The 26021-nt window shown below is 45.0% G+C and carries 29 protein-coding genes; all 29 read left to right on the top strand.

The genetic code is table 11. The features are described from left to right. Nucleotides 1-10: 10 nt before the first annotated feature. The 29 genes from dprA to flhB all read left to right on the top strand — a co-directional run bounded on the left by dprA (nt 11) and on the right by flhB (nt 26013). The gene (gene dprA / locus AC58QD_RS02445) at nt 11-1114 is read left to right on the top strand and encodes a DNA-processing protein DprA (RefSeq protein ID WP_497329622.1); all 1104 of its coding nucleotides are present in this window, start codon (nt 11-13) and stop codon (nt 1112-1114) included. A gap of 54 nt (nt 1115-1168) precedes the next feature. Then, nucleotides 1169-3274, top strand: coding sequence for a type I DNA topoisomerase (topA, locus tag AC58QD_RS02440; RefSeq protein ID WP_497329620.1), 2106 nt, complete (start codon nt 1169-1171; stop codon nt 3272-3274). A 110-nt stretch (nt 3275-3384) separates the two neighbouring features. Further along, nucleotides 3385-4695, top strand: a complete 1311-nt coding sequence (gene trmFO / locus AC58QD_RS02435) for an FADH(2)-oxidizing methylenetetrahydrofolate--tRNA-(uracil(54)-C(5))-methyltransferase TrmFO (RefSeq protein ID WP_497330062.1) — start codon at nt 3385-3387, stop codon at nt 4693-4695. 194 nt (nt 4696-4889) lie between these two features. Next, nucleotides 4890-5432 carry an ATP-dependent protease subunit HslV gene (gene hslV / locus AC58QD_RS02430; RefSeq protein ID WP_497329618.1) on the top strand — a complete coding sequence of 181 codons (543 nt, stop codon included), beginning with the start codon at nt 4890-4892 and terminating at the stop codon, nt 5430-5432. A 28-nt stretch (nt 5433-5460) separates the two neighbouring features. Next, nucleotides 5461-6858, top strand: coding sequence for an ATP-dependent protease ATPase subunit HslU (hslU, locus tag AC58QD_RS02425; protein WP_497330060.1), 1398 nt, complete (start codon nt 5461-5463; stop codon nt 6856-6858). A 124-nt stretch (nt 6859-6982) separates the two neighbouring features. Continuing rightward, nucleotides 6983-7762, top strand: a complete 780-nt coding sequence (codY, locus tag AC58QD_RS02420) for a GTP-sensing pleiotropic transcriptional regulator CodY (protein ID WP_497329616.1) — start codon at nt 6983-6985, stop codon at nt 7760-7762. 249 nt (nt 7763-8011) lie between these two features. Beyond that, the gene (gene flgB / locus AC58QD_RS02415) at nt 8012-8416 is read left to right on the top strand and encodes a flagellar basal body rod protein FlgB (RefSeq protein WP_497329614.1); all 405 of its coding nucleotides are present in this window, start codon (nt 8012-8014) and stop codon (nt 8414-8416) included. A 2-nt stretch (nt 8417-8418) separates the two neighbouring features. After that, on the top strand, nt 8419-8868 hold the full coding sequence (gene flgC, locus AC58QD_RS02410; protein WP_497329612.1) for a flagellar basal body rod protein FlgC: 450 nt from the start codon (nt 8419-8421) through the stop codon (nt 8866-8868). A gap of 13 nt (nt 8869-8881) precedes the next feature. Further along, nucleotides 8882-9190, top strand: a complete 309-nt coding sequence (gene fliE, locus AC58QD_RS02405; protein ID WP_497329610.1) for a flagellar hook-basal body complex protein FliE — start codon at nt 8882-8884, stop codon at nt 9188-9190. Nucleotides 9191-9233: 43 nt separating this feature from the next. Further along, nucleotides 9234-10814: a flagellar basal-body MS-ring/collar protein FliF gene (gene fliF, locus AC58QD_RS02400; protein ID WP_497329608.1), complete on the top strand. Its 1581-nt coding sequence runs from the start codon at nt 9234-9236 to the stop codon at nt 10812-10814. 11 nt (nt 10815-10825) lie between these two features. Beyond that, nucleotides 10826-11848: a flagellar motor switch protein FliG gene (gene fliG / locus AC58QD_RS02395; protein ID WP_497329606.1), complete on the top strand. Its 1023-nt coding sequence runs from the start codon at nt 10826-10828 to the stop codon at nt 11846-11848. After that, nucleotides 11841-12677 (top strand): flagellar assembly protein FliH, encoded by an 837-nt coding sequence (gene fliH / locus AC58QD_RS02390; RefSeq protein WP_497329604.1) that lies wholly within the window; start codon nt 11841-11843, stop codon nt 12675-12677. The genes fliG and fliH overlap by 8 nt, the downstream gene beginning before the upstream one ends. Continuing rightward, the gene (fliI, locus tag AC58QD_RS02385) at nt 12670-13992 is read left to right on the top strand and encodes a flagellar protein export ATPase FliI (protein WP_497329602.1); all 1323 of its coding nucleotides are present in this window, start codon (nt 12670-12672) and stop codon (nt 13990-13992) included. The genes fliH and fliI overlap by 8 nt, the downstream gene beginning before the upstream one ends. A 4-nt stretch (nt 13993-13996) precedes the next feature. Then, entirely contained in the window at nt 13997-14437 is a 441-nt protein-coding gene (gene fliJ, locus AC58QD_RS02380; RefSeq protein WP_497329600.1) for a flagellar export protein FliJ, read from the top strand. Nucleotides 14438-14461: 24 nt separating this feature from the next. Then, the gene (locus AC58QD_RS02375) at nt 14462-15361 is read left to right on the top strand and encodes a MotE family protein (RefSeq protein ID WP_497329598.1); all 900 of its coding nucleotides are present in this window, start codon (nt 14462-14464) and stop codon (nt 15359-15361) included. Nucleotides 15362-15410: 49 nt separating this feature from the next. Then, nucleotides 15411-16880: a flagellar hook-length control protein FliK gene (locus AC58QD_RS02370; RefSeq protein ID WP_497329596.1), complete on the top strand. Its 1470-nt coding sequence runs from the start codon at nt 15411-15413 to the stop codon at nt 16878-16880. Nucleotides 16881-16942: 62 nt separating this feature from the next. Beyond that, entirely contained in the window at nt 16943-17368 is a 426-nt protein-coding gene (locus AC58QD_RS02365; protein WP_497329594.1) for a flagellar hook capping FlgD N-terminal domain-containing protein, read from the top strand. 9 nt (nt 17369-17377) lie between these two features. Further along, nucleotides 17378-17764: a TIGR02530 family flagellar biosynthesis protein gene (locus AC58QD_RS02360; protein WP_497330058.1), complete on the top strand. Its 387-nt coding sequence runs from the start codon at nt 17378-17380 to the stop codon at nt 17762-17764. A 100-nt stretch (nt 17765-17864) separates the two neighbouring features. Further along, nucleotides 17865-18680 carry a flagellar basal body rod protein FlgG gene (gene flgG / locus AC58QD_RS02355; protein WP_497329592.1) on the top strand — a complete coding sequence of 272 codons (816 nt, stop codon included), beginning with the start codon at nt 17865-17867 and terminating at the stop codon, nt 18678-18680. Nucleotides 18681-18770: 90 nt separating this feature from the next. Continuing rightward, complete coding sequence (locus AC58QD_RS02350; protein ID WP_497329590.1) at nt 18771-18992, top strand: flagellar FlbD family protein; 222 nt, start codon at nt 18771-18773, stop codon at nt 18990-18992. Nucleotides 18993-18994: 2 nt separating this feature from the next. Next, on the top strand, nt 18995-19477 hold the full coding sequence (locus tag AC58QD_RS02345) for a flagellar basal body-associated FliL family protein (RefSeq protein ID WP_497329588.1): 483 nt from the start codon (nt 18995-18997) through the stop codon (nt 19475-19477). A 34-nt stretch (nt 19478-19511) separates the two neighbouring features. Next, nucleotides 19512-20510, top strand: coding sequence for a flagellar motor switch protein FliM (fliM, locus tag AC58QD_RS02340; RefSeq protein WP_497329586.1), 999 nt, complete (start codon nt 19512-19514; stop codon nt 20508-20510). Further along, nucleotides 20500-21912, top strand: a complete 1413-nt coding sequence (gene fliY / locus AC58QD_RS02335; RefSeq protein WP_497329584.1) for a flagellar motor switch phosphatase FliY — start codon at nt 20500-20502, stop codon at nt 21910-21912. Before fliM ends, fliY begins: the two co-directional genes overlap by 11 nt. Before the next feature lie 20 nt (nt 21913-21932). Beyond that, nucleotides 21933-22295 carry a response regulator gene (locus AC58QD_RS02330; RefSeq protein ID WP_497329582.1) on the top strand — a complete coding sequence of 121 codons (363 nt, stop codon included), beginning with the start codon at nt 21933-21935 and terminating at the stop codon, nt 22293-22295. A gap of 18 nt (nt 22296-22313) precedes the next feature. Continuing rightward, a complete protein-coding gene (locus tag AC58QD_RS02325; protein WP_497329580.1) occupies nt 22314-23012 on the top strand; it encodes a flagellar biosynthetic protein FliO in 699 nt (232 codons plus the stop codon). Continuing rightward, nucleotides 23009-23782, top strand: a complete 774-nt coding sequence (gene fliP / locus AC58QD_RS02320) for a flagellar type III secretion system pore protein FliP (RefSeq protein WP_497329578.1) — start codon at nt 23009-23011, stop codon at nt 23780-23782. The genes AC58QD_RS02325 and fliP overlap by 4 nt, the downstream gene beginning before the upstream one ends. 40 nt (nt 23783-23822) lie before the next feature. Continuing rightward, nucleotides 23823-24092 (top strand): flagellar biosynthesis protein FliQ, encoded by a 270-nt coding sequence (gene fliQ, locus AC58QD_RS02315; RefSeq protein ID WP_497329576.1) that lies wholly within the window; start codon nt 23823-23825, stop codon nt 24090-24092. Between the two features lie 10 nt (nt 24093-24102). Further along, nucleotides 24103-24903: a flagellar biosynthetic protein FliR gene (gene fliR / locus AC58QD_RS02310; RefSeq protein WP_497329574.1), complete on the top strand. Its 801-nt coding sequence runs from the start codon at nt 24103-24105 to the stop codon at nt 24901-24903. 18 nt (nt 24904-24921) lie between these two features. Next, the gene (gene flhB / locus AC58QD_RS02305; RefSeq protein WP_497329572.1) at nt 24922-26013 is read left to right on the top strand and encodes a flagellar biosynthesis protein FlhB; all 1092 of its coding nucleotides are present in this window, start codon (nt 24922-24924) and stop codon (nt 26011-26013) included. The last annotated feature ends 8 nt before the right edge of the window (nt 26014-26021 follow it).

Below are 26021 nucleotides of genomic sequence, written 5' to 3'. Positions count from 1 at the left end.
CTATATACTAATGGATAACCGAACTTACTTATTCGCCCTGCACGAAATGCCTGGAATCGGATGGAGAACGATTCATAAGCTCACAACGCGATTTCCTTCCCTGCCTCAATTGTTAGAACTGGTGCCTGAGCAGCTTCTTGCTTTGGATATCAAGCTTTCCCAGGCAGAGCGAATCATTTCTTTGCTAAAGGAATCCAATTTTGCAGAAACTAGATTAGAAGCTTATCGAGCTAAGGGAATTAATTTCATTACTCGATGGGACAGCACATATCCGGAGATGTTGGAACAAATCGCACAGCCGCCATGGCTACTTTACTTCAAAGGGAATGTTTCGCTTCTTGAACGGCCATGTATTGGAATGGTAGGCACGAGAACACCAACAGCTTACGGGAAAAAAGTAGCCTATCAGTTCGCTCAAGAGCTATCAGCCTCTGGAATGACTGTTGTTAGCGGACTAGCGAGAGGTATAGACAGCGAGGCCCATAAGGGGGCATTAAGGGAGTACGAGGCAGGTTCTACCATTGGAGTGCTTGGGTGCTCCTTGGACGTGGTGTACCCGCTAGAAAATACTGCACTCTACACACAAATAGCTGAAAAAGGGCTGATTCTCTCCGAATTTCCTCTTGGAACCCCTATGCACCCGGGATTATTTCCGCAACGCAACAGGATTATAGCAGGGTTATGTCTAGGTACGATTGTAGTTGAAGCTGCCGCAAGAAGCGGTTCTTTAATAACAGCAGACCAAGCTTTAGATGCTTCAAGAGATGTCTTCGCTGTACCAGGGCCAATCACCTCTCCTAAAAGTACAGGCGCATTATCGCTTATCAAGCAAGGAGCCAAGCCGATAACCTGCACCGAAGATGTTCTAGAAGAATATAGATCTTTGTTATCCTGTGGAGTTGTTTCTTCTATTAAAGAGGTCACGCAAGGAACCGTTCATTTGTCTAATGACCAGGCTTTGCTGATGCACCATATTAGTTGGGAGCCCATCTCGATTGACCGTTTACTGGAGCTTACGGGATTTGCGTTTGGACAAATGCACACAGTTCTGTTATCTTTAACAATGTTAAAGCAGATTCAGCAACTACCCGGTCCAACCTTCGTACGAATGTAGGAGAGATTCCTTTCTGCTATGAGGTTGTGAACTATGAGGGGGAAGGACGAACCTATGGCAGATTCGTTAGTCATTGTGGAATCACCAGCGAAAGCTAAGACGATCGGCAAATATTTAGGAAGTAAATACATTGTAAAAGCATCCGCGGGTCATATTCGGGACCTTCCTAAAAGCCAGATCGGTGTTGATGTAGACAATAAATTCGAACCCAAGTATATTACAATTCGGGGCAAAGGCACGATCTTAAAAGAATTAAAAGACGCGAGTAAAAAAGTAAAAAGAATATATCTCGCAGCTGACCCGGATCGCGAAGGGGAAGCGATCGCCTGGCATCTTGCACATTACTTGGAGCTGGAAGAGAACGAGGCATGCCGGGTTGTATTTAATGAGATTACGAAGCAAGCGGTAAAGGATGCCTTCAAGACACCTCGCCCGATTGACATGGATCTGGTTAATGCTCAGCAGGCAAGACGGATTCTGGATCGTCTGGTGGGGTATAAGATTAGCCCATTGCTTTGGAAAAAGGTGAAGAAGGGGCTATCGGCCGGGCGTGTGCAATCCGTTGCCGTAAAGCTAATTATTGATCGTGAGAATGAGATCGAGGAATTCATCCCCGAGGAGTATTGGTCGATCACGGCTAAGCTAGGGATTAACAATGCCGAGTTCGAGGCTAAGTTTTATGGGATTCACGGAGAGAAGAAGGAGCTTACGAATGAGTCTGAAGTACAAGGTATTCTTCAGGCCCTTGACAAGCAGAAGTTCATAGTTACGGAAGTTAAGGAAAAGGAACGGTTACGGAATCCTTCTCCGCCTTTTATCACGAGCTCCTTGCAGCAAGAAGCGGCCCGCAAGCTGAATTTCCGCGCTGCCAAGACGATGCAAATCGCTCAACAGCTTTATGAAGGTGTAGAGTTGGGAAAAGAAGGCACAGTCGGGCTTATTACTTATATGCGTACGGATTCAACTCGTATATCTCCGGTCGCACAAGAGGAAGCGAAGGAATATATAGAACAATCCTATGGGACTGCCTATTACCCGGAAACACCAAGAGTGTATCTGAAGAAGAATGCTAACGCCCAGGACGCGCATGAAGCAATCCGCCCCACGTCCATTTTGAAGTCCCCTGATGAGATGAAGAGCTACTTAAGCCGCGATCAATATCGATTGTATAAGCTTGTGTGGGAACGTTTCCTAGCGAGTCAGATGGCTTCAGCAATTCTGGACACCATGACTGTGGATATCGCTGCAGGCGATGTTATGTTCCGAGCTGTCGGCTCGAAAGTGAAATTCCCGGGCTTCATGAAGGTGTATGTAGAAGGAACCGATGATGTTGTCGTTGAAGACGATAAAATGTTGCCACCGCTGAAGGTGAAGGATAAGTTATCGAACAAACATATCGATCCGAAGCAGCACTTCACTCAACCGCCGCCGCGTTATTCTGAAGCGAGGCTTGTAAGAGCGTTGGAAGAGATGGGCATCGGCCGTCCAAGTACGTATGCGCCGACATTAGAGACGATTCAAAAACGCGGATACGTTGCAATGGAAGAGAAGAAGTTCATTCCAACAGAATTAGGCGGTCTTGTTATTCAACTGATGGTTGAATTTTTCCCTGAGATCTTGAACGTCGAGTTCACCGCTCACATGGAAGAAGGACTTGACCATGTTGAAGAGGGGAAAGTAGATTGGGTTAATGTGTTGGATGAATTCTACACCACTTTCGAAAAGCGATTGGAATTTGCCGAAGAAGAAATGAAGGAAGTCGAAATTCAAGATGAGATCACGGATATTCCGTGCGATAAATGCGGTAGATTCATGGCGATCAAAATGGGGAGATTCGGTAAGTTCCTTGCTTGTACAGGATTCCCGGAATGTCGCAACGCTAAGCCGATCGTCAAAGAAATTGGGGTTACTTGTCCGAAGTGCAAGGAAGGCAAAGTAATCGAACGGCGCAGCAAAAAAGGGCGCATTTTCTACGGCTGCGATCAATATCCGGGATGTGACTTTGTCTCCTGGGACAAACCGGTTGAGAAGCCGTGTCCGGAGTGCGGAGGCTTGATGATCGAGAAGACGAACAAGGCGGGCACCCATTATAACTGTACGGTTTGTTCTCACAAAGAAGAGGTCATCCAAGATGAAGACGAGGGTGACGCTGACTATTGAAGAAGAGGCTGGCTGCGGGAAAAGGGTTGCTTATAGTGAAGAACTATATGCGGTGAGCAGTTTTCCATTTTTCGCAGCAGCCTAGTGGAGGTAAGGAAGTGGAAGAACAAATGAAGAAAGTAACCGTCATCGGAGCGGGACTTGCAGGAAGCGAAGCCGCATGGCAAATCGCCCAGCAAGGAGTTCCGGTGATTTTGTACGAAATGAGACCTGTTCGTAAGACACCTGCACATATTTCTGATCAGTTTGCGGAATTGGTGTGCAGTAATTCGCTAAGGGCGAATGGACTTACGAATGCAGTGGGTGTACTTAAAGAAGAGATGCGGCGGTTGAACTCGCTAATTCTCGCTTGTGCCGACAAACATGCTGTTCCGGCTGGAGGCGCGTTGGCTGTTGATCGGGATGGTTTCTCTGGAGAAGTGACCTCGACCCTTAAGGAGCATCCTCTTATTGAAGTCAGGAACGAGGAACTTCGTGAATTGCCGTTAGAAGGAATTACAGTCGTGGCAACAGGACCGCTTACTTCTCCAGATCTAGCCGAGCAGTTGAAACAGCTTATGGGTGAGGAGTATTTGTACTTCTATGATGCGGCTGCGCCGATTGTAGAGAAGGATTCCATTGACATGAGCAAGGTGTATTTGGCTTCCAGATATGACAAGGGTGAGGCAGCTTACTTGAATTGTCCAATGACTGAAGAAGAATTCAACGTGTTTCACGATGCGCTCATCTCGGCAGAAACCGCACCTGTTAAGGAATTCGAGAAAGAAATTTACTTTGAAGGCTGTATGCCGATAGAAGTGATGTCGAGACGAGGCAAGCAGACCGCCTTATTCGGTCCAATGAAACCGGTAGGGCTTGTCAATCCGCACACGGGTAAATTGCCTTATGCCGTCGTTCAGCTCCGTCAGGATAATGCTGCTGGTACGTTGTACAATTTGGTTGGATTCCAGACCCATCTCAAATGGGGGGAGCAAAAACGTGTATTCTCCCTGATTCCGGGACTTGAGAATGCGGAATTCGTTCGTTATGGGGTCATGCACCGTAATACTTTTATTAACTCACCAAGGCTGCTGCGCCCAACTTATCAATTCGTCAAAAGAGATGATTTGTTTTTCGCAGGACAAATGACAGGGGTGGAAGGATACGTCGAATCTGCTGCTTCTGGTCTTATTGCAGGTCTGAACGCCGGGAGGATGGCTAAAGGTCAGGATTGTTTGACGCTTCCTTTGCAATCGACGCTTGGCAGTATGGCTCATTACATTACATCGGCAGATCCTGATCATTTCCAACCGATGAATGCTAACTTCGGTCTACTTCCGCCAACTGGGGAACGCATTCGCAATAAAAAGTTGAAAAATGAGCAACTAGCTGAGCGTGCTTTAGAAACAATTCAGAATTTTTCATCAACTATACACAATTAATCTTGTGTCTGCTCTGTCCCATATGTTACGATAAGTGAGTTCATAAATAACAGCAGCAGCATACATCGTACCCGTAATCCCGACAATTATATGTTATTCCGAAACAGCAACCGATCGATGCGCTTGGTGCTGTTTCTTGTTTGTACGCATCCATTAAGGATAGCCCAAATTTGAAACCCCGGGAGGAAGAACCGATGGACACTTTTCATGCGACGACGATCTTTGCCGTGCGGCACGAGGGCAAGGGAGCTATAGCCGGGGACGGTCAAGTAACGTTTGGGAACAGTATGGTTATGAAGCACCAGGCTAAAAAGGTACGCAGGCTGTATCGCGGTAAAGTCGTTGCAGGTTTTGCAGGCTCTGTAGCGGATGCCATTACTTTATTCGAGAAGTTTGAGGGAAAGCTTGAAGAGCATCAAGGCAATCTGCAAAGAGCTGCCGTAGAGCTGGCAAAGGATTGGAGATCCGATCGAGTGCTTCGACGTCTTGAAGCGATGATGATCGTGATGGATGCACAGTATTTATTGCTAATATCTGGGAACGGGGAAATTATTGAACCAGATGACGGCATACTGGCCATCGGATCAGGCGGTTCGTTCGCTCTGGCAGCTGGACGCGCCTTGAAGCGGCATGCGACTCATCTTGAAGCCAAAGAAATGGCACGAGCAGCATTAGAAACAGCAGCGGACATATGTGTGTTTACGAATCATAACATTATTGTGGAAGAGATTTCATAAAGTTGGGGGGCAGACCTTGACCATGACCATGAATAAAGCGGAAATGACACCGAGACAAATTGTTGCCGAGCTTGACAAGTACATTGTCGGTCAGAAGAAAGCAAAGAAATCAGTGGCCGTTGCCCTTCGCAACCGATACCGCCGCAACCGATTAGATGAATCAATCCGGGATGAGATTATTCCCAAGAACATTTTGATGATGGGCCCGACTGGGGTTGGCAAGACAGAGATCGCTCGCCGCATGGCGAAGCTGGTGAATGCTCCATTTATCAAGGTTGAGGCAACTAAGTTTACAGAAGTTGGATATGTTGGTCGAGATGTAGAATCCATGGTGCGGGACCTAGTAGAAACTTCTATCCGTATTGTTAAAGCAGAGAAGACGGAAAAGCTGAAAGATAAAGCAGAAGGCTTGGCTAATGATCGAATTGTAAGTATTCTGGTTCCTTCTCCCAAGAGTGCCAAAACCCAGAAAAATCCGCTTGAGATGTTGTTCGGTGGATCCAATACGAATAACCAGCAAGAATCAACAGAGACCGACCAATCCCTCCTGCAGCGCAGAGCCGAATTGAAAGAAAAGCTGTTGCGCGGTGAGCTGGAAGCCGATCCGATTGAGGTTGAAATTGAAGACAGCACACCTTCCATGATGGATATGTTTGCAGGTCAAGGCAATGAGCAGATGGGAATGAACATGCAAGAGATGTTCGGGAACCTGATGCCCAAACGATTTAAGAAACGCAAATTGACGGTCAAGGAAGCACGGCAAGTATTGTTGCAAGAGGAAGCTCAGAAGCTGCTTGATATGGATGAAGTCATTCAGGAATCTGTGCGGCGTGCGGAGCAATCCGGGATCATCTTTATTGATGAAATCGATAAGATTGCAAGTACTGGACGCGGATCTGGGCCCGATGTGTCTCGCGAGGGGGTTCAGAGGGACATATTGCCTATTGTAGAAGGCTCGACGATTATGACGAAGTACGGGCCTGTCAAAACCGATTACGTCCTCTTCGTGGCAGCTGGAGCGTTTCACACGGTGAAGCCTTCTGACCTCATACCGGAGCTCCAAGGGAGATTTCCGATTCGGGTTGAGCTTACGAATTTAACCAAGGATGATTTTGTGCGTATCTTACGGGAACCGCAAAATGCATTGACGAAGCAATATACAGCTCTGCTCGAGACTGAGGGCATTCGTGTTGAGTTCTCAGATGAAGCCATTGAGGAAATTGCCAAAATCGCGGCAGAGGTTAACCAGAATACGGACAATATCGGGGCGCGTCGTCTACATACGATTCTGGAGAAACTTCTTGAGGATCTCTCGTTTGAGGCGCCGGATATTTCACTAGATCATATCGTAATTACGCCCGAGTATGTGAAAGATAAGATCTCGGATATCGCTCAGAATCGAGATTTGAGTCAATATATTTTATAGGTTGAACAAGCAAGAGGCTTGACTTCACTTTGTGGGGTATGAAGCCGGGGCCCCCGCAAAGTAATAGGAATAAGCTTCGGTGATTGACTTCACTTTGTGGGGTATCTTTAGGGAGGCAAGGTTAATGAGTTTACTAGCCAAAACAAGAAGGCTGAACCGATTGCTTCAAAAAGCAGCTGGGAATGCCGTAAGTTTCATGGAAATGTCAGAGGTTTTGAGGGATCTGATTGATGCTAATATATTTGTTGTCAGCCGAAAAGGCAAAATATTAGGGTATGCGATTGCAGATGAATTCGAGTCCGAGCAACTCCAGACAATGATTACGACAGATCGACGGTTGCCTGAAGAATACAATAATATTCTCAAGAAAATCGAAGAGACCTCATCCAATCTGGATGAGGATAGTCCTTATCACCGATTCACGGGAACGATCCATTCCTTTTTCGAACAAAAGGTGGTCACGATTATTCCTATTATCGGAGGCGGGGATCGACTAGGGACACTAGTGTTGACGCGGGCCGAGGAGCCTTTTATCGATGACGATCTGATTATGTCTGAATATGGTTCCACGGTTGTAGGGATGGAAATTCTGCGTGAAAGAGCAGAAGAAATCGAAATCGAAGCGCGGAGCAAAGCGGTCGTACAAGTTGCCGTCAACTCGTTATCCTACAGTGAGATGGAAGCGGTCGATCATATTCTTGATGAGTTGAAAGACAAAGAAGGCTTGCTGGTTGCTAGTAAAATTGCCGATCGAGTAGGCATTACACGGTCCGTTATTGTAAATGCTCTAAGAAAGCTTGAAAGCGCAGGGGTCATTGAGACTCGTTCTTTGGGGATGAAGGGAACATATATCAAGATTCTTAATGATCAATTGATCCAAAGTTTAACCAAAGCTAAAGTATAAGCATGAAAGTTTCCCTAAATAAATAACAAAAGAATAAGAATTGTGTGTAAGTAGGCCCTATCGAAAGATAGGGCTTTTTGCTTATTGCGATAAACGCGAAATTTGTAGAAACTAATACTGGTCGTTAAGTTACAATAAAAGACAAAATTCTATGTTAATTTTTCATAAAAAGGGCTTTTAAAAGAAGGAAAAGAATTTGTTTTGTGGAATACATTACTATTATTCTTCTATTGAAAGTGGGTAAATCTTATGGTTTTGTGGAATAAACCGAGTCTTCAGATGATGGAACGCACAATTGACGCTTCTACATTTCGACAAAAGGTTATTTCCAATAATATTGCAAATGTTGATACTCCCTACTACAAAAGGTCTGATGTACAGTTCGAAGACCTGCTCCAAAAGGAACTGCAGACCCAAACAATCGAGGGCTACAGAACGGACCAGAGGCATATACCTATAGGACGAAAGACTTCTTCTGTTGAACCGCAGGTTCTGACAGATGAGAAATCTTTGATGAACAACAACTATAACAACGTCGATATCGATTACGAAATGTCGCTTTTGGCCAAAAACCAAATTCGTTACAACGTACTCATTCAACAAGTTAATCATGATCTTAAATTGTATCGCACCGCGTTGAATGGAGGTCGTTAATCATGAAGCTTACCAATGGCTTTGATATTAGTTCGTCAGCCTTAACTGCACAAAGATTTCGCATGGATGTCATTTCCTCGAATATTGCCAACGCTGATACTACGCGCAGCAAGCTGGTTGATGGGAAGTGGATTCCTTATCAGAGGAAGGTCATCACCATGGAGACGAAGCAGCAGATGCCTTTCGGAGAACAATTGCAAGCGGCTATGAAGAGAAGCACTGGCGAAGGTGTTAGAGTTTCGAAGATAACCGACGATACAGCTCCTTTCAAACAAGAGTATAATCCTACCCATCCCGATGCAGATGAGAATGGATATATTCAGCTCCCCAATGTAGACATCCTTAAAGAAATGGTCGATATGATGTCAGCTACACGATCATATGAAGCGAATGTGACCGCATTGAACGCGACCAAAGCAATGATCACAAAAGCAATGGAAATTGGTAGATAACGGGGGATATTAGATGATAGAGAAGATAGCATTCCTGCCTAAACCAGCGATTTCTCCTCTGCAACTCAGAGAAGTAGAACCTTTAGGTGCTACAGATGTTACGAAAAGCTTCGGATCGTTTCTCAGTGATGCTCTAGGATCGGTACAAGCTCAACAGACGATTACGGATACATTAAATGATAAGTTTATTGTCGGGGAGCTCTCGGATGTTCATCAATTGACTATAGCAGCTGAGAAGGCTTCGCTTAGCTTGGAACTTACTGTCCAAATACGTAATAAAGCGATTGAGGCGTACCAGGAGATCATGAGAACGCAGATATAACGTTAAATAAATCGTAGCAGAAGTGCTTTGGCGGGGTGACAAGGTGAACGAGACCATACTCCAATATAGAGAGCGATTGTCTCAGTATTGGAAACAAGCTAGTAAAGTTCAAAAATATATGATTCTGGGAACTATCGTTTTCCTTATAGCAGTGTTAGTTCTAACATCAATTAATTTATCAAAAACGGAGTATGTACCTGCTTTTACGAACCTGCAGCCGAATGATGCTGCCGCGATTAAGACTTACTTGGACGGAGCTAAGATCCCTTATGAGATTGGCCCGGACGGGAGGTCGATATCGGTACCTGCAGCACTGGCTCCCTCCATTAAGCTCGATGTGGAGTCACAGGGACTTAACAAGAACGGATCGCTTGGATATGCGGCCTTTGAAGGCAACAGCACATTTGGTATGTCGGACAATGAGTTCAACGTGAAGCTCATTAACGCCATGCAAGGTGAAATCCAACAAATGTTCAATCAGATCAATGGTGTTGGCAGCTCGAAAGTGCTAATTACTGTACCGAAGGAAACCGCGTTTCTAACGACGGAGAAAAAAGAATCCACCGCATCCGTTGTCCTCACTATTCAGCAGGGTTACCGCTTTGATCAGAATCAAATCGATACGATGTATAACTTAGTTGCTAAGACCATCCCCCAACTGAAATACGAGAATATTACTATTTCCAATCAGAATGGTGAGTTGATGCCTTACTCCAAGACTAATCCTGGAGCAAATTCATCGAATCAGATTCAACAACAATTTCAAATAAGGAATCAATTCCAGAGTGAGCTGCAGAAAAATGTAATGGGTATGCTTACCCGAATTCTGGGTCCTGATAAAGTAGTCGTTAGTGTGGTTTCAACCCTTAATTTTGATCAGAAGTCAAGTCTGCAAAATCTGGTTACTCCTGTTAATGTGCAAGAAAATAGCGGAATCCCGATTAGCAGTCAAATCAGTTCAAAATCTTCTACATCAGAAGGTGCATCAAGCGGGGGCGTACCAGGAACAGGCAATACGGATGTGCCTACATACCAGGGAAACAATAGTGCAGGCGGACGCTCCGAATCAGAAGAATCGAATGAGATTCTGAATTATGAAGTTAATCGAATCCGCAATGAGATCATCTCGAGCCCATTCGTAGTCAAAGATTTATCGATCAGCGTGGGTATTGAACCACCTGTCGCTAATGATCCCAATTCACTTACTACAGAAATGAGAGATAACGTTCAAAGGCAGTTAGTCAGTATTGTATCTGCTTCGCTTGCGGATAGCGGTACTCCTTATACAGACGACGCACTGGCACGTAAAGTTACACTATTCGTATCACCGTTTGCTCCTGTTAATACGGGTGCGACTACAGCGACAAATAACTTGTTGCTTTACGGCGGTATTGGAGCGGCAGCACTGATTATAGCCGGATTAGGCGGCTACTTGATACGTAGAAGAAAACATAATGAAATCTTAGTAGAAGAAATTCCGGAACCAATCAAAGTAGAGCTGCCAACTATAGATATGGAGAATACTTCTCCAGAGAATCAGATCCGCAAGCAGCTTGAGTCGCTGGCCAAGAAGAAGCCTGAGGATTTTGTGAACTTACTGCGTACTTGGCTAGTAGATGAATAGGGGGGACTTTCATGGCGAAAGGGGCACAGCTCCCAAATTCGTTAACAGGGAGGCAAAAAGCGGCAATTCTGCTAATCAGCCTGGGTCCTGAGGTATCGGCGCAAATCTTCAAACATTTGCGTGAAGAAGAGATCGAGCATTTGACTTTAGAGATTGCAAACGTAAGGAAAGTAGATGCATCCGAAAAAGAAAGAATTTTAGCAGAATTTCACCAAATTTGCTTGGCGCAGGAGTACATTTCTCAGGGAGGTATTTCTTACGCAAAGGAGATTCTCGAGAAAGCGCTTGGTTCAGGCAAAGCGATGGATATCATCAATCGATTAACTGCAACCTTACAAGTTAGACCATTTGACTTTGCGAGAAAAGCAGACCCGGGTCAAATTCTCAACTTTATCCAGAATGAGAACTCTCAGACTATTGCTTTAATCTTGTCCTACCTGCAGTCCGAGCAAGCCTCAATCATCTTATCTTCTCTTCCTCAAGAGAAGCAAGCTGAAGTGGCTAAGCGGATCGCCTTAATGGATAGCACTTCGCCTGAAGTTATTACACAAGTAGAACGAGTTCTTGAACAGAAATTGTCTTCCACCGTAACTCAAGATTATACATCAGCTGGCGGAATAGAAGCGATCGTCCAAATCTTGAACGGAGTTGACAGAGGAACAGAGCGGACCATTCTAGATTCACTTGAAATTCAGGATCCTGAACTGGCAGAAGAGATTAAGAAGCGGATGTTCGTATTCGAGGATATCGTCAACATCGACAACCGTTCCATCCAACGTATTATTCGAGACATTGAGAACTCTGATCTACAGTTAGCCCTCAAAGTAGCAAGTGAAGAAGTGCGCGAGATGATATTCCGCAACATGTCTAGACGTATGGCTGAGACGTTCCGCGAAGAGATGGAATATATGGGTCCAGTTCGTTTGCGTGATGTAGAGGAAGCACAGACTCGGATAGTAGCCACGATTCGTCGATTGGAAGAAGCCGGTGAGGTCATCATAGCCCGCGGCGGAGGAGATGATATCGTTGTCTAAGGTTATCAAGGCATCACGTGTTATCAGCTTAGACGATACGGTTGTTATTAAACCTGTACACGTTATATCGGTAGATGAATCAGCGGAGTTTATACCTGGTTCAGATAATTATTCAGAACGAGATCCGCATGTATCGGAAGCAATGGTTTTGAAGGATCAAATTGTATCAGATGCAGAAGCAGCAGCAGAGCTGATCTTGGCTCAGGCCTCTAAAGCCGCTGAATTGCTTAAATCGAATACTCAATTAGAAATCAACAATTGGTGGACAGAAAAACGTGCAGCGGATATTAAAACGGCTGAACGCGCCAAACAAGATGGATATGACTCCGGATATCAGACTGGGCATGCGAAGGCGGAGGAATCGGTTAAAGAGCAATACTCGCAAATGATTGTGAATGCGAAGGCGATCATCGAGCACGCAACGGAAATCAAGCAACAGATGATTCAAGAAGCAGAGCCTTTTCTCATAGAGCTAAGCTGCTCCATAGCGGAGAAGATAATCGAACGACAACTCAGCCTGGAACCGGAATGGATGATTGCTTCCATTCGCAAAGTGCTGCAGCGTAAGAGAGAGCAGGGTGTGATCTCCTTGTGCGTATCACCTTCTCAATTCGCTTTCGTGCAAGACTTCCGTGAAGAGCTTCTACTAGCGATTGATTCGCAGGCAGAGCTGCAAGTGTTGCCTGATCCTAGTGTTGGCGAGTTTGGTTGTGTGGTTCGCTCATCCTTCGGTAGTATTGACGCTCGGATCGACACGCAGCTCGAAGAAATCAAGGAAGCACTGCTGCAGTTATTCCGCAGAGGCGAGGGGACTTCTCAGAATGAGTAACCGACTTCAAGCGCACAAGTATATCGAGCAGTTGAAGCATTTGGATCCAATTCGAGTCAATGGGAAAGTTACCCAAGTTATCGGTTTGACGGTTGAATCTGAAGGTCCAGACGCAAGTGTAGGTGATTTGTGTCACATTTATCCATTCAAGTCTTCCCAACCTCTAAAAGCCGAAGTAGTAGGGTTTCGCAATAACAAAGTAATCTTGATGCCGCTTGGAGAGCTTCAATCCATCGGTCCCGGATGCGATGTTGTGAGTACTGGCAAACCATTGACGGTGTCTGTTGGACATGAGCTGCTTGGCAAAATACTGGATGGCCTAGGTCAGCCGATGGACGGCTCCATGCTCCCTTCTCGTATGGCACAAGCACTTACAACCAATACGCCCAGCAATCCCCTTAAGCGACAACGTGTGTTAGATCCGATCAGTGTTGGCGTACGTTGCATTGACGGCTTGCTAACCATTGGTAAAGGCCAGCGTGTAGGGATATTTGCAGGATCTGGTGTTGGTAAGAGTACGCTAATGGGTATGATTGCGCGTAATACATCCGCGGACGTTAACGTAATTGCATTAATCGGAGAACGAGGTCGCGAAGTTCTGGATTTCATAGAGCGCGACTTAGGCCCAGAGGGCTTAGCGCGTTCCGTAGTCATAGTTGCTACATCCGATCAGCCGGCACTTGTACGGATCAAGGGAGCTCTTATTGCAACCTCGATTGCTGAGTATTTCCGTGACAGAGGTTTAAACGTAATGATGATGATGGATTCCGTAACACGGTATGCTACAGCGCTCAGAGAAGTTGGGCTGGCAGTTGGCGAGCCTCCAGCGACTAGAGGATACACTCCATCCGTATTCGCAAGCTTACCTAAGCTGCTCGAACGAGCAGGTACCGGACTGAAAGGCTCGATTACGGCATTCTATACCGTCTTAGTTGACGGAGATGATATGAACGAACCAATTGCTGATACGGTTCGCGGTATATTAGATGGCCATATTGTGTTAGATCGAAGTTTGGCTAATAAAGGGCATTATCCTGCCATTAACGTGCTAGCGAGCATTAGCCGTTGTATGAAAGAAATTGTTCCGGATCGTCAAATGGACGCAGCCGATACATTGAAGAGGTTTCTTGCTATTTATAAAGATTCGGAGGATCTGATCAATATAGGGGCGTACCAGAACGGTTCGAATCCAGATATTGATACAGCCTTGCGCTATATTCCAGACATTTGGTCGTATTTGCGGCAGAAAACATCGGAAAAAGTAGACTATCAAGAAGCTTGTGATCGGTTGGTCCAACAATTTTACGGGAGCTGAGTAAATGCGTTTTCGATATCCATTACAGAAGCTAATCGATCTTAAATCCAATGAGAAGACACAAGCCGAATGGGGATTGGCTGAAGCCATCGGTGTTCTTCAATCAGAGCTATCGCAACTGTCGGGGCTGCATCAAAATCGGAGCGATGTTCAACATGAGCTGAGTAATGCTTCGACGAATCGCACTACAGTCTTCCAATTAATGCAACATCAAGATTATCTGAATTATTTAGAGAAGCAAATTAACCGCAAGCAAGCGGAAGTCAAATCTGCAGAACGACAAGTTGAGGTTAAGCAGATGGAGCTAAGCGAGAAGATGAAGGAAGAGAAAGTATGGGAGAAAGCCAAGGAGAAGGCATTCGACCAATTCTCATCGACGATGCAAAAGAAGGAACAGGATGAGTTAGATGAAATCGCCTTAACTCGCAGGGTGCAGACGGTATAAGGACGACAAAAAGGGGGTGACGGCATGGCTAGAACTGATGTGGAAAAATCTTCGTATGGAGCGTTTGAACGCTTTTTGTTTTTCGCTACACCGATTATTTTCACGATGGTTTTGCTGGGTGTCCTTTTTGCGCTGTTTGATCAAAGTTTATTGAATGGAATGCTTCGCACGGCCAATAAAATCCCTGTGCTATCACAATTCGTTCCGGATCCAGCGGTGACTCCAGGCAGAACAAGTCCGAATCAACCTATTAGTGAAACCCAGGATGCGCAAGCTCAGATTGAGGAATTGAAGAAGACGATCAAGCAGCAGGAAGCAAGCTTGGGACAATCCGATTCCGCCAATCAGAAAAAGGATCAATCTATTAAAGAACTTCAGGATCAATTGAAGACACTGCAGGATCAAGAAAAAGTAAGGACGCAGTCCGAAGAGGAATATAAGCTTCAGGTGCAACAATTAGCTAACATGTATGCAAAGATGACCCCGAGCAAAGCTGCTCCTATTCTGGAAAATATGACTATGAAGGAAACAGTGCTCGTCTTAAGTGAGATGAAATCAGATGATCGCGGGAAAATACTTGAAAAGATGGACCCGAAGAAAGCAGCCGATGCTTCAATCCAACTGAAGGATATCGTACCGGCCAAGGATCGCCAGATGGCAGCCCTGCAGGAGAGACTGACTGTCAATCAGGATGCGGCAGTAGTGCCTCAGCAGATAAGCAAGGAAGATCTGGGCGCCACCTTCTCTTCCATGGATGCCAAAAGCGCTTCCTCTATCTTACTTGAAATGAATACTTTAAATCAGGCTAAAGTTCTTGCGATTTTGAGCAGTATGGATAGTGCGGGACGCTCCCGCGTTCTTGCCGAAATGACCAAGACGGATAAGCAAGCCGCAGCAGCATTGACGGTTAAGTTAACTCAGTAAGAAATATCAATCCTCAACTTCTAACATGGAAAGGAGGTGAAACATACATATGGAAACTTTGCGCGTTATTACTGGTAACTCCACTCCTGCAAATGGAACCGTGAATACAGGCACTGCCGGTCAAGCAGGCAACGTAAATCAAGCTGGAGCAAATGGGAACCCTTCTTTCACACAGACTCTTGTTCATGTGATGCAGGACGGTTCGGGAACTACTGCTTCCAATACGCTTACTGGAACATTGATGCCAGGATTGCTTGTAGGAACCGTCACTGAATTGCAACAACCTGCACAAGATGCAGCTGGCGCACTTCTTCAACTTTTGACTCAATTGTTGAATGGAGAGCAGATAGCCAAGCAGTCGTCAGATGCAGAATCTAGCTTGGAGGATAATCTGGATTTCAATTCTGCTCTGCCCCAATTGCAACTGTTACTTCTGCAACTAATAACTTCTCAGGGAAATGATTCAGCTAATTCTGATGGCTCCGGCGCTGATCAAGCTTCAGTTGCAGAATTAGGCAATAAATTGGGAACAACAGCAAATGAATTGTTGCAGGCGATAACATCCATCATGCAAGAACAGTCTAAACCGAGCGAAATGAAAGCTTCGGTTATGAACCTGATGGAAACACTCAAGCCTCTACTTATTCAAGCGTCAACAGTATCCCAACTGAATCAGGCTGTTCAGAATGAGCAATCAAGCACATCTGGAGTTCAGCAAGCAGTTCCTTACATGAATAGCGGAGAAGCTTATCGTTCAATTATCCGCAAACCACTAAAGGAACAGGCAACCACGACTGCAACAACCGTTCAACCGCTTGTACATATTGTGAATGACGGTCGCGGGAACACTGGATTAAACTTACTTGCTGCTAAAGCGGTTCTCCAAGCTCCAATAGCACAAGCTACAATCTCAACAACGGCTGCTGGATCGGATGCTAATTCTGAATTACCTCTAGAAGCAATAACGAACAGTGCCAGTTCAGATGAAGCAACCAATCAGGCTGTATTCCGTCTTGCTGGATCTGCAGAGAACATAACCAAGGGTGAAGCACCAGTCATCTCGGCTAACCGCTTCGCACAAGAAATGAGTCAGTTGCTCAAATCGATGAACCTTCAATCAGCTGGTGGGCAATCATTCATCAAAATCACATTGATGCCAGAGCATTTGGGCCAAGTTGATGTGAGAATGTCCATGCAGAATGGACAACTAGTGGCTCAGTTTGTTGCTGATTCCATGCACGGTAAAGACTTGTTAGAGAGTCAATTGCCTCAATTGAGAGCGGCACTGCAAGGGCAAGGTCTGCAGGTTGAGCGACTGGAAGTAACACAAAGTCAAGAGTCGGCATTTGCCATGTTCCAGGATCAAAGACAGCAGCAGTCTTCGCAACAGTTTAATCGCAAGCAGCAAGGACAAGGGAAGAATGGAGAAGACCTTCCGATTGACTTCGATGCCGAGTTGGCAGTTCTAGCTGCACGAAAAGCTGCATTGGCAGGAAGCTCGTTCGACGTTTCGGCCTAATCGCTAGGGCAATCCAAGGATTTCCCTAGCAGATCAGTTATCTTTAATCGAGGAGGAGAGAGATGGCATCTCCTGTAGGCGTTTCTAATGGTTCTTATTATTACAACAATTCTTCAACGAAGAAGACCGGTTCCAATAATATGGGACGTGATGAGTTTTTAAAGATTCTAATCACCCAGATCTCCCATCAGGATCCAACACAGCCTTTGCAAGACAAAGAATTTATCGCTCAAATGGCACAGTTCACTTCCGTTGAACAAATGTCCGCAATGGCTAATGAGATGAAGTTGATGAGACAATCGATCGGTTGGGCATCCTCTTTGATCGGCAAGTCGATTAACTGGACTTTAGTCGATTCTGAAACCCAACAACCTGTAGTTAAGACAGGAAAGGTCGAGGCAATCAACATCAAGGACGGCAATCAATATGTAAATGTGGATGGTCAGAATGTGCCTTTAGAGCAAATATCAAAAATATGGGATGAGTAGGTGAGTATTGTGGCCGAACGTTTATCTATCGGACAAATGTTTCCGAATATTACGCCGCCGGTCGCAAATCGTAAATCCATTGATTCTTCCCGAACGAATCCTGTTGCACAATCACGATCGTTTCAAGACGTATTGAATGAAAACGTTGTTCGGCTAAGTCAACATGCAGAAGTCCGATTACAGCAAAGAGGTATCCAGTTGAAGCCTGAACAGATGGCTAAGATTCAATCGGCCATAGATAAGGCAGCCGCCAAAGGAGCTAGAGAGTCCTTGGTTCTCATGGACGACATCGCCTTAATCGTTAACGTGAAAAATAGAACGATTGTAACTGCAATGGATGGAAATTCAATGAAGGACAATGTATTTACTCAGATCGATAGCGCCATCATTATTTAGTGCCGGGCTGGCCCTTTGACAGGAAGCCCGAGGTCCGTGGATCGAATGAAGCGGACCGACGAATCCGGTTTGCATTGCAAACTTTTTGGGAGGAAGACGAATGTTAAGATCTATGTATTCTGGCGTATCTGGCATGAGAGGTTTTCAAACGAAGCTGGACGTCATCGGTAATAACATCGCTAACGTGAACACGATCGGGTTCAAAGGGAGCCGCGTCATGTTCAAGGACATTATGAGTCAGACGGTTGCAGGGGTCACCGCACCGACGGATGGAGGTCAAGGCGGTGTAAATGCCAAGCAGATCGGGTTAGGAGTTACTGTAGCCGCGATCGATACTATTCATGCGCCGGGAAGTGCTATGACAACGAATAATGTTACTGACTTGAGAATAGACGGTGACGGATTCTTTGCTGTAAGCCCCTTCGGTGACGAGACGGTATATTTGACTCGTGCAGGTAACTTTAATGTCGATTCCACACGTAATCTTGTCAATATAGACGGTTTGCACGTACTCGATACAGGTGGAGCCCCTATTGCGCTGGATGAGGGAGTTGTGGCTTTCTCCATCTCTCAGAATGGTGAAATTATCGCCATCAATGAAGAAGGAACAGCCGAGCCTACAGGTACGTTCATCGCGGTAGTAAAAGTGGCGAACCCTGCGGGACTTGAGAAAATTGGCGGCAACTTATATCGAACCACACCAAACGCGACTGTAGAAGATCTTGTATTGTCGCAAGCGAACGACTTAGGATTGGGAACAGGTGCCATTATTTCCGGTCAACTAGAAATGTCGAACGTCGAACTAACGAATGAGTTAACGGAGATGATCATAGCTCAGCGCGGATTCCAGGCCAACTCCAGAATTATTACCACATCGGATGAAGTGTTGCAGGAAATATTGAACCTGAAGCGTTAATGAATTAACCGACTGATCGTAGTGGGGGAGAGCAGTGTCAGAACTCCCCCTTCGATTAGTTAAATGAATGGGTTATTGGGAGGAACAACTGTGATAACTCTAACACGCTTCAATGGGAGCAAACTCACACTTAACGCCCTGTTAATTGAGATGATCGAAGAGACACCGGATACGCTTATTACGATGACAACCGGCAAAAAATTTATCGTTCTCGAAGAGGTCCCCCTTGTGGTAAGCTTAGTAAAAAATTACATGCAACAGATAGGTTCGATCAGGGTGGCCATTAAGAATAGTGTACCGGAGGAATCGTAGACATGTTTAAAAATAGAATGCTGCAATGGTTGATTATGATCCTCATCTCGATCACCCTGATCGCACTAGCTGGTTTTGTATTGTGGAACTATCTGGATAAGCAGGCACAGCCAGAGGATCCAGCTGTAGCGGCCGCAACATCAGTCAATGGTGTGAAGCCTAAACAATTAACAGCCGATCAGATAGTTGAGCAGACTGTAGAGATCGTTGATATTACGACGAACCTCGCAGGCAAAGATTTTGTGAAAATCAGCTTTGCTTTCGAGTTGGATAGCAAGAAATCCAAAGAAGAATTTGAGAAGCTGAATACCCGAATCAAAGCATTTATTATCCAAACACTTGCTGATCTTAAGGCGGAAGACATTCGTGGAAGTAGAGGTTACGATCTAATAAGCACAAGTCTTTTGAATAAGATTAACCCTATTCTGACCCAAGGTAAGCTAAGGCAAGTCGACATTACCAACATCAATATCGTATTAAATTGATCGTATGAACGGTCTGTAAGGGGGTGAATCGAAATTGGTAGATGTATTATCCCAGAATGAGATCGACGCTTTACTAGCTGCGCTCTCCTCCGGTGAAATGGACGCCGAAGAATTAAAGAAGGAAGAAACCCAGAAACGGGTGAAAGCCTATGATTTTAAACGAGCCGTTCGTTTCTCGAAGGATCATATACGCAGCTTGACCCGGATACATGAGAACTTTGCCCGATACTTGACTACATATTTTTCCGCACAGCTTCGAACGTTCGTTCAGATAAATGTCGTTCAAGTCGAGCAGCTTCCATATGACGAGTTCATTCGTTCTATTCCCAAAATGACAATTTTGAATATATTTGAAGCAGAGCCTCTTGAGGGAAGAATGGTGTTGGAGGTACATCCCAACGTAGCGTTCGCCATGTTAGATCGTATGCTTGGCGGCCCTGGAAGCTCACCTGCTAAAATTAATTCATTAACCGAGATTGAAACCATCGTGATGGAACGTATTTTCAGCAGAGCCTTCGACAGTTTGCAAGAAGCATGGAAGACCGTTATTGAACTTTCGCCCAGACTTGAAACGTTGGAAACGAATCCGCAATTTATGCAAATTGTATCACCTAATGAAACAATTGCTCTGATCTCGCTGACTACGAAGATTGGTGATACTACTGGGATGATTAACCTCTGTATCCCGCATGTAGTTATTGAGCCAATCATGCCTCGTCTATCGGTGCATCACCAATTCTTGTCTCAACGCAAGAGCAGAGCGCCAGAAGAAGTGGAGACGCTCAAAGAACGGGTAAACAAAGCTAAACTGCCGCTTATTGCCGAGCTAGGCTCTTCCGAGATTACAGTAAGGGAATTTCTCAATCTAAATGTAGGCGATGTTATTACGCTGAACAAAGTTGTTGATCAAGGTCTCGACATCAAAGTAGGGGAAAAGCTGAAATTTATCGGTAGTCCCGGCACGATTAAAGACCGGCTTGCCGTTCAAATAACGGAGGTAGTCAGCGAGGGGGAAGATGATTATGACGAATAATAAAGATTATTTGTCGCAAGAAGAGATTGATGCATTGTTAAGACAAACGGTTGAGGATCCTCTTGATTTCTCCGGTGAAGCCAATGTAGACGACTATTTATCACCTATGGAACAAGATGCTTTGGGGGAAATTGCCAATATAACGTTCGGCAGCGCAGCAACGGCTCTATCTACTCTTTTAGGGAAAAAAGTAGATATCACAACACCAAAGGTGTCCATGATCGCTAGAAATGGATTGGAACAAGAGTTCCCGACCCCTCATGTAGCTGTTCATGTCAACTATATTGACGGTTTTGACGGAATAAATCTGTTGGTCATAAAGACCAGAGATGCTCAAGTCATTGCAGACTTGATGATGGGTGGGACTGGCGAGAACGTTGAGAATCATGAGTTGTCCGATATTCATGTCAGTGCTGTGCAAGAAGCGATGAACCAGATGATGGGTTCTTCAGCAACCTCCATGTCAACTATTTTTAACCGATTCGTTAACATCTCGCCGCCAGGTATAAACATATTGGATATGGCCAACGGGGAGAGCAAAGATAAGCTGCCTCTAGAAGATGTATTTGTCAAAATCTCTTTCCGACTCATTATTGGAGATTTGATCGACTCAACGCTTATGCAGTTACTACCAGTATCGTTCGCGAAGGACATGGTAGACATCCTTATGGGTGGAACGGATATGAGCTCGGCATATGATACGACTTCTTACCCAGCTGCATCGTCCCAAAGTAACAGTACTCCAAGCTCTTATAATGAGCCCTCTGGATACACAGCACCTAATCCGTCACCGCCGATGGCTCAGAACGATCCATTCGCACAACCGATGTATCAACAGCCACCGCAGAATGATCCATTCGCGCAACCGATGTATCAGCAACCGCCGCAGAATGATCCATTCGCGCAGCCCATGTATCAGCAGCAGCAACCGCAGTATCCGCAGTACCAGCAGCCTCCTATGATGCCGCAAGGATATCCGCAGCAGCCCATGATGCAGCCTAATTATGCTCAGCCAAATTACCAGCAGCCTGTTGCTCCACAGCCACATGTACCTGCAAATTACGGAACATTCCCTAACCGCAATGTGAGTGTGCAACCTGCTCAATTCGGTAATCTGAATGGTCCGCATGTGCATACGGATGAAACGAATTTAAGTCTGTTGCTAGACATTCCATTGAAAGTAACTGTTGAGCTGGGGCGAACAAAGAAAGTAATAAAAGAAATACTAGAATTCTCTCAGGGTTCTATTATAGAATTGGATAAGCTGGCGGGTGAACCGGTAGATATACTTGTGAATAACAAGCTGATTGCCAAAGGGGAAGTCGTTGTTATCGATGAAAATTTCGGGGTGCGTGTAACAGACATCGTCAGTCAAATGGACAGAATACAGAAACTACAATAACCGAGGAGGACTGAACGCAAATGGCGAACAGAATATTAGTCGTAGACGACGCAGCATTTATGAGAATGATGATCAAAGACATCCTGTCCAAGAACGGTTACGAGGTCGTAGGAGAGGCAGCAGACGGTGTCCAAGCTATCGAGAAGTTCAAGGAAGTTAAACCTGATTTAGTTACTATGGACATAACGATGCCTGAGATGGATGGAATTGTTGCACTCAAAGAAATTAAGAAATTCGATGGCAACGCAAAAGTAATTATGTGCTCCGCTATGGGACAACAAGCGATGGTTATCGATGCGATTCAAGCTGGAGCAAAAGATTTTATCGTTAAGCCATTTCAAGCAGACCGTGTTATCGAAGCGATAAAGAAGACTTTAGGTTAGTGGAATGGGAGTTCATCAATGCTGCATTATGAAGCGGCCATGCAGAAAGGACGATTACCCGTGCGGCGCAAAATAACAATCTTGCTGTTTATCGTGGTGGTCGTATTTATTGGGATTCCAGTAGGCAGTTCTGTTGGTTGGGCAGAGAGTGAGAACGCGGACCAATTAAGCGGTCCAGGGGATGGTAACCGTGCGGGTTTGATGCAAGGCGATACACCCAGCATGTTGGGAATGATGGCACAAGTCATCCTTTACCTTATATTAATTATCGGTTTGTTCTTCCTGATTATGAAGGTGTTAGCCCAAAAAAATAAAAGACGCATGCAAGGTAGAGCGGTGAATCCTCTTGGAGGTGTTCCGCTCGGTCAGAACAAATCGCTGCAGATCGTAGAGATTGGGAGATCGGTATACTTGTTAGGTGTTGGGGATAATGTACAGCTTATTCAGAAGATAGACGATCCTGAGGAAGTGGCCTATCTGATAGCGACAATCAATGCCCAGTCTGGATCTTCCCTTACAGGAGTCAAACAATTAAGCAAGTGGTTTTCCCGATTGCGTCAGCAGGACAGCATGTATGACGAGCAGAACGAGGACAAGGTGGCTCATACTTTTCAAGAAGTGTTCCAAGGGAAGATGAACAGCTTGGCCAATCGTAAACAAGCGATAGAAGCACTGCTGAAGAATCAAAAATATACGGATCGGTCGACGGATGAATGAAATCAATTAAATTAACAGGGTACATGCTGTTTGTTCTGTTGCTAATTTGGGCAGTCGCGCCAACTGCTGCATTTGCAGCAGATCCCATTCCTGGTATTTCTGTCGATATTGGGAATTCCAGTGGTACTGGGGGCGCAAGCAATACAATTACGCTTATCTTAATTATTACTATCCTAAGTATTGCACCATCTATCATCATTATGATGACCAGCTTTACTAGAATCGTCATTGTGCTAGGGTTTGTAAGAACAGCACTTGGAACTCAACAAATGCCTCCGAATCAAGTGTTAATCGGTATTGCACTCTTTCTTACCTTATTCATCATGTCTCCCACATTGGGTGAGATTAACAAAACTTCTCTTCAGCCTTACTTGAAGGGGGAGCTAACTCAGACTGCAGCGTTAGAGCAGGCAGCGCTTCCGATTAAGAAGTTTATGATCGCCCAGACCCGTGAAAAGGATTTGATGCTGTTTCTGAATTATGCGAAAGCGGACAAACCAACAGGTGTAGCGGATACACCTCTCACCGCATTAATACCGGCCTTTGCGATAAGCGAACTCAAGTCAGCATTCCAGATGGGATTTATGATTTTCATTCCGTTCCTGGTTATCGATATGATTGTAGCGAGCACGTTAATGTCGATGGGGATGATGATGCTTCCGCCCATTATGATTTCGCTGCCTTTCAAAATATTGCTTTTCGTCTTAGTGGATGGGTGGTATTTGGTTGTGAAATCGTTACTGTTGAGTTTTAATGCTCCGTTATCATGATTCATCTTGAACAGCTTAGTTCCACGAGGGAGGAGCGAACTTGAACTCCGAGTTAATTATTCAACTTGCAGGCGAAGCCGTGTATACAGTTTTGAAGGCCAGCGCACCTATGTTAATTCTCGCGCTAGTCGTTGGACTAATTATTAGCGTATTCCAAGCCGCAACCCAAATTCAGGAGCAAACCTTAGCTTTTGTTCCGAAGATTGTAGTAGTGTTGCTCTCTATTCTAGTATTCGGCCCATGGATCTTACAGACACTTATAGATTATACATACAACATGCTGAATAATCTGGATAAATATATAGGTTAGGTGGACGCGGATGCAGGCGATTGTTCCATATCTTCCTAATTTTCTGTTGATTTTTTGTCGAATTACGGCATTTTTTGTTGTCGTTCCTGTCTTTTCAACTCGCGGGGTCCCGTCGACCTTCAAGATTGGCTTGTCCTTGTTTATTACTTTCTTGATTTTTGTCGCTTCTGGCATGACCAAGGATGCAGTACCGTTGGACGGCCTTTATATGATCTCAATTGTGCGGGAAATCCTGGTTGGGTTATTCCTTGGATTTATTGCTTATATGTTTTTCAATGCCGTTCAGATTGCTGGGTCATTTATTGACATTCAAATGGGACTAGGGATTGCTAACGTTATTGATCCTATGAGCGGGATTCAAAGTCCGATAATGGGAAATTTTAAATTTTTTATAGCAATCTTGTTGTTTCTAGCGATGAACGGTCATCATTTTCTGATTGACGCTATTGTTCGAAGTTATAATTTGATTCCAATATCACCGAATCCTACCTTTACGAATATCGCTTCCGGTGCTCCTACTGAATATTTGATTAGAGCTTTTTCTAATATGTTTGCTCTTGCTCTTCAAATGTCCGCGCCGCTTGTAGTGAGCTTGTTCTTAACGGATGTAGGGCTAGGGATTTTGTCCAAAACAGCTCCCCAGTTTAACATCTTCGTTATAGGTGTGCCCATCAAGATTATCGTTGGCTTTCTGGTCTTGATCCTGGTAATCCCAGGCATGATCTTTTTGTTCCAGGATTTATTCCGGTCATTATTCGAATCGATGGAGCAGTTGTCTAGATTAATCGGCGGGACACCGAAGTCACCATAGAGCGGTTGGGGGAATGAAATGCAGCAGTATCGGTTGAAGCTTAATTTACAGTTGTTTGCGGGTGAGAAGACAGAATCGGCCACTCCACGTAAGAGGCAGGAGTCCCGCGATAAAGGACAGGTAGCCAAAAGCATGGAGCTTCCGGCTGCCCTCATTTTGCTGGCGGTGCTTTTCGTTTTGTTCATGTACGGCTCCGTGATGCGGGAACGGATTACCAGACTGTTCACGGTAACATTTACGGACTTCATGCAAATGGAAGTGACGTTTGACAACATCACCATTATGTTTGGACAGTTGGTTTATGAAGGTCTGATTCTATTGGCACCGATTTTCTTGATGGTCGTTGTAATCGCATACCTGTCTGTCTATTTCCAGATTGGCTTTCTGCTTACCGGGAAGCCTCTTGTGCCATCATTCGAGAAGCTTGATCCGATCAAAGGTGTAGCGAACATTTTTAAGCTGCGTTCTTTGATTGAATTAATCAAATCGATTCTCAAAATATTGGTTATTGGCAGTATCGTCTTCTATACAATATGGAAAGAAAAAGCAGCCATTATACAAATGGCGCAATGGCCATTGATTAAGACGTTTGGATATACCGGTAATTTGATCCTCAAGTTAGGACTCCAAATCGCTTTCATTTTGTTGCTGCTTGCTTTGCTGGACTATATGTACCAACGCTATGAATTTGAGAAAAGCATCAAGATGTCCAAAGATGACATTAAACAAGAGTATAAGAACACAGAAGGAGATCCCCTTATTAAGGGTAAGATCCGTGAGAAACAGAAGCGAATGGCGATGCAGCGGATGATGCAAGACGTACCAAAAGCTGACGTTGTCATTACGAACCCAACACACTTTGCTGTCGCGATGAAATATGATCCGAAGCAGTCAGATGCTCCGATTGTAGTAGCGAAAGGGATGGATTATATCGCCCTCAAAATTCGTCAAATTGCTCAGGAGAACGGTGTTGTTACGATGGAAAACAAGCCGCTGGCACGTGCGCTGTATGAACAAGTAGAGATCGGTCAGACCATACCAGCCGATTTGTTCCAGGCAGTTGCCGAAGTGCTGGCCTATGTATATAAACTAAAAGGAAAAGCGAAATAAGGAAGGGA

This window comes from Paenibacillus sp. J2R1T-4 (genome assembly GCF_059692235.1).
Note: the sequence above shows the minus strand (reverse complement) of the source record. Positions and strands in the feature narration are given on the sequence as shown.

What these genes read in the sequence shown, in the direction of transcription:
- hslV (WP_497329618.1), top strand. Translation starts at nt 4,890, where the DNA reads ATGGACACTTTTCATGCGACGACGATCTTTGCCGTGCGGCACGAGGGC.
- fliP (WP_497329578.1), top strand. Translation starts at nt 23,009, where the DNA reads ATGAAATCAATTAAATTAACAGGGTACATGCTGTTTGTTCTGTTGCTA.
- flgC (WP_497329612.1), top strand. Translation starts at nt 8,419, where the DNA reads ATGAAGCTTACCAATGGCTTTGATATTAGTTCGTCAGCCTTAACTGCA.
- fliI (WP_497329602.1), top strand. Translation starts at nt 12,670, where the DNA reads ATGAGTAACCGACTTCAAGCGCACAAGTATATCGAGCAGTTGAAGCAT.
- fliR (WP_497329574.1), top strand. Translation starts at nt 24,103, where the DNA reads ATGCAGGCGATTGTTCCATATCTTCCTAATTTTCTGTTGATTTTTTGT.
- AC58QD_RS02365 (WP_497329594.1), top strand. Translation starts at nt 16,943, where the DNA reads ATGGCATCTCCTGTAGGCGTTTCTAATGGTTCTTATTATTACAACAAT.
- AC58QD_RS02345 (WP_497329588.1), top strand. Translation starts at nt 18,995, where the DNA reads ATGTTTAAAAATAGAATGCTGCAATGGTTGATTATGATCCTCATCTCG.
- fliY (WP_497329584.1), top strand. Translation starts at nt 20,500, where the DNA reads ATGACGAATAATAAAGATTATTTGTCGCAAGAAGAGATTGATGCATTG.
- flhB (WP_497329572.1), top strand. Translation starts at nt 24,922, where the DNA reads ATGCAGCAGTATCGGTTGAAGCTTAATTTACAGTTGTTTGCGGGTGAG.
- fliJ (WP_497329600.1), top strand. Translation starts at nt 13,997, where the DNA reads ATGCGTTTTCGATATCCATTACAGAAGCTAATCGATCTTAAATCCAAT.
- trmFO (WP_497330062.1), top strand. Translation starts at nt 3,385, where the DNA reads ATGAAGAAAGTAACCGTCATCGGAGCGGGACTTGCAGGAAGCGAAGCC.
- AC58QD_RS02370 (WP_497329596.1), top strand. Translation starts at nt 15,411, where the DNA reads ATGGAAACTTTGCGCGTTATTACTGGTAACTCCACTCCTGCAAATGGA.
- dprA (WP_497329622.1), top strand. Translation starts at nt 11, where the DNA reads ATGGATAACCGAACTTACTTATTCGCCCTGCACGAAATGCCTGGAATC.
- AC58QD_RS02330 (WP_497329582.1), top strand. Translation starts at nt 21,933, where the DNA reads ATGGCGAACAGAATATTAGTCGTAGACGACGCAGCATTTATGAGAATG.
- AC58QD_RS02325 (WP_497329580.1), top strand. Translation starts at nt 22,314, where the DNA reads ATGCTGCATTATGAAGCGGCCATGCAGAAAGGACGATTACCCGTGCGG.
- hslU (WP_497330060.1), top strand. Translation starts at nt 5,461, where the DNA reads ATGAATAAAGCGGAAATGACACCGAGACAAATTGTTGCCGAGCTTGAC.
- fliG (WP_497329606.1), top strand. Translation starts at nt 10,826, where the DNA reads ATGGCGAAAGGGGCACAGCTCCCAAATTCGTTAACAGGGAGGCAAAAA.
- AC58QD_RS02375 (WP_497329598.1), top strand. Translation starts at nt 14,462, where the DNA reads ATGGCTAGAACTGATGTGGAAAAATCTTCGTATGGAGCGTTTGAACGC.
- flgG (WP_497329592.1), top strand. Translation starts at nt 17,865, where the DNA reads ATGTTAAGATCTATGTATTCTGGCGTATCTGGCATGAGAGGTTTTCAA.
- flgB (WP_497329614.1), top strand. Translation starts at nt 8,012, where the DNA reads ATGGTTTTGTGGAATAAACCGAGTCTTCAGATGATGGAACGCACAATT.
- topA (WP_497329620.1), top strand. Translation starts at nt 1,169, where the DNA reads ATGGCAGATTCGTTAGTCATTGTGGAATCACCAGCGAAAGCTAAGACG.
- fliE (WP_497329610.1), top strand. Translation starts at nt 8,882, where the DNA reads ATGATAGAGAAGATAGCATTCCTGCCTAAACCAGCGATTTCTCCTCTG.
- codY (WP_497329616.1), top strand. Translation starts at nt 6,983, where the DNA reads ATGAGTTTACTAGCCAAAACAAGAAGGCTGAACCGATTGCTTCAAAAA.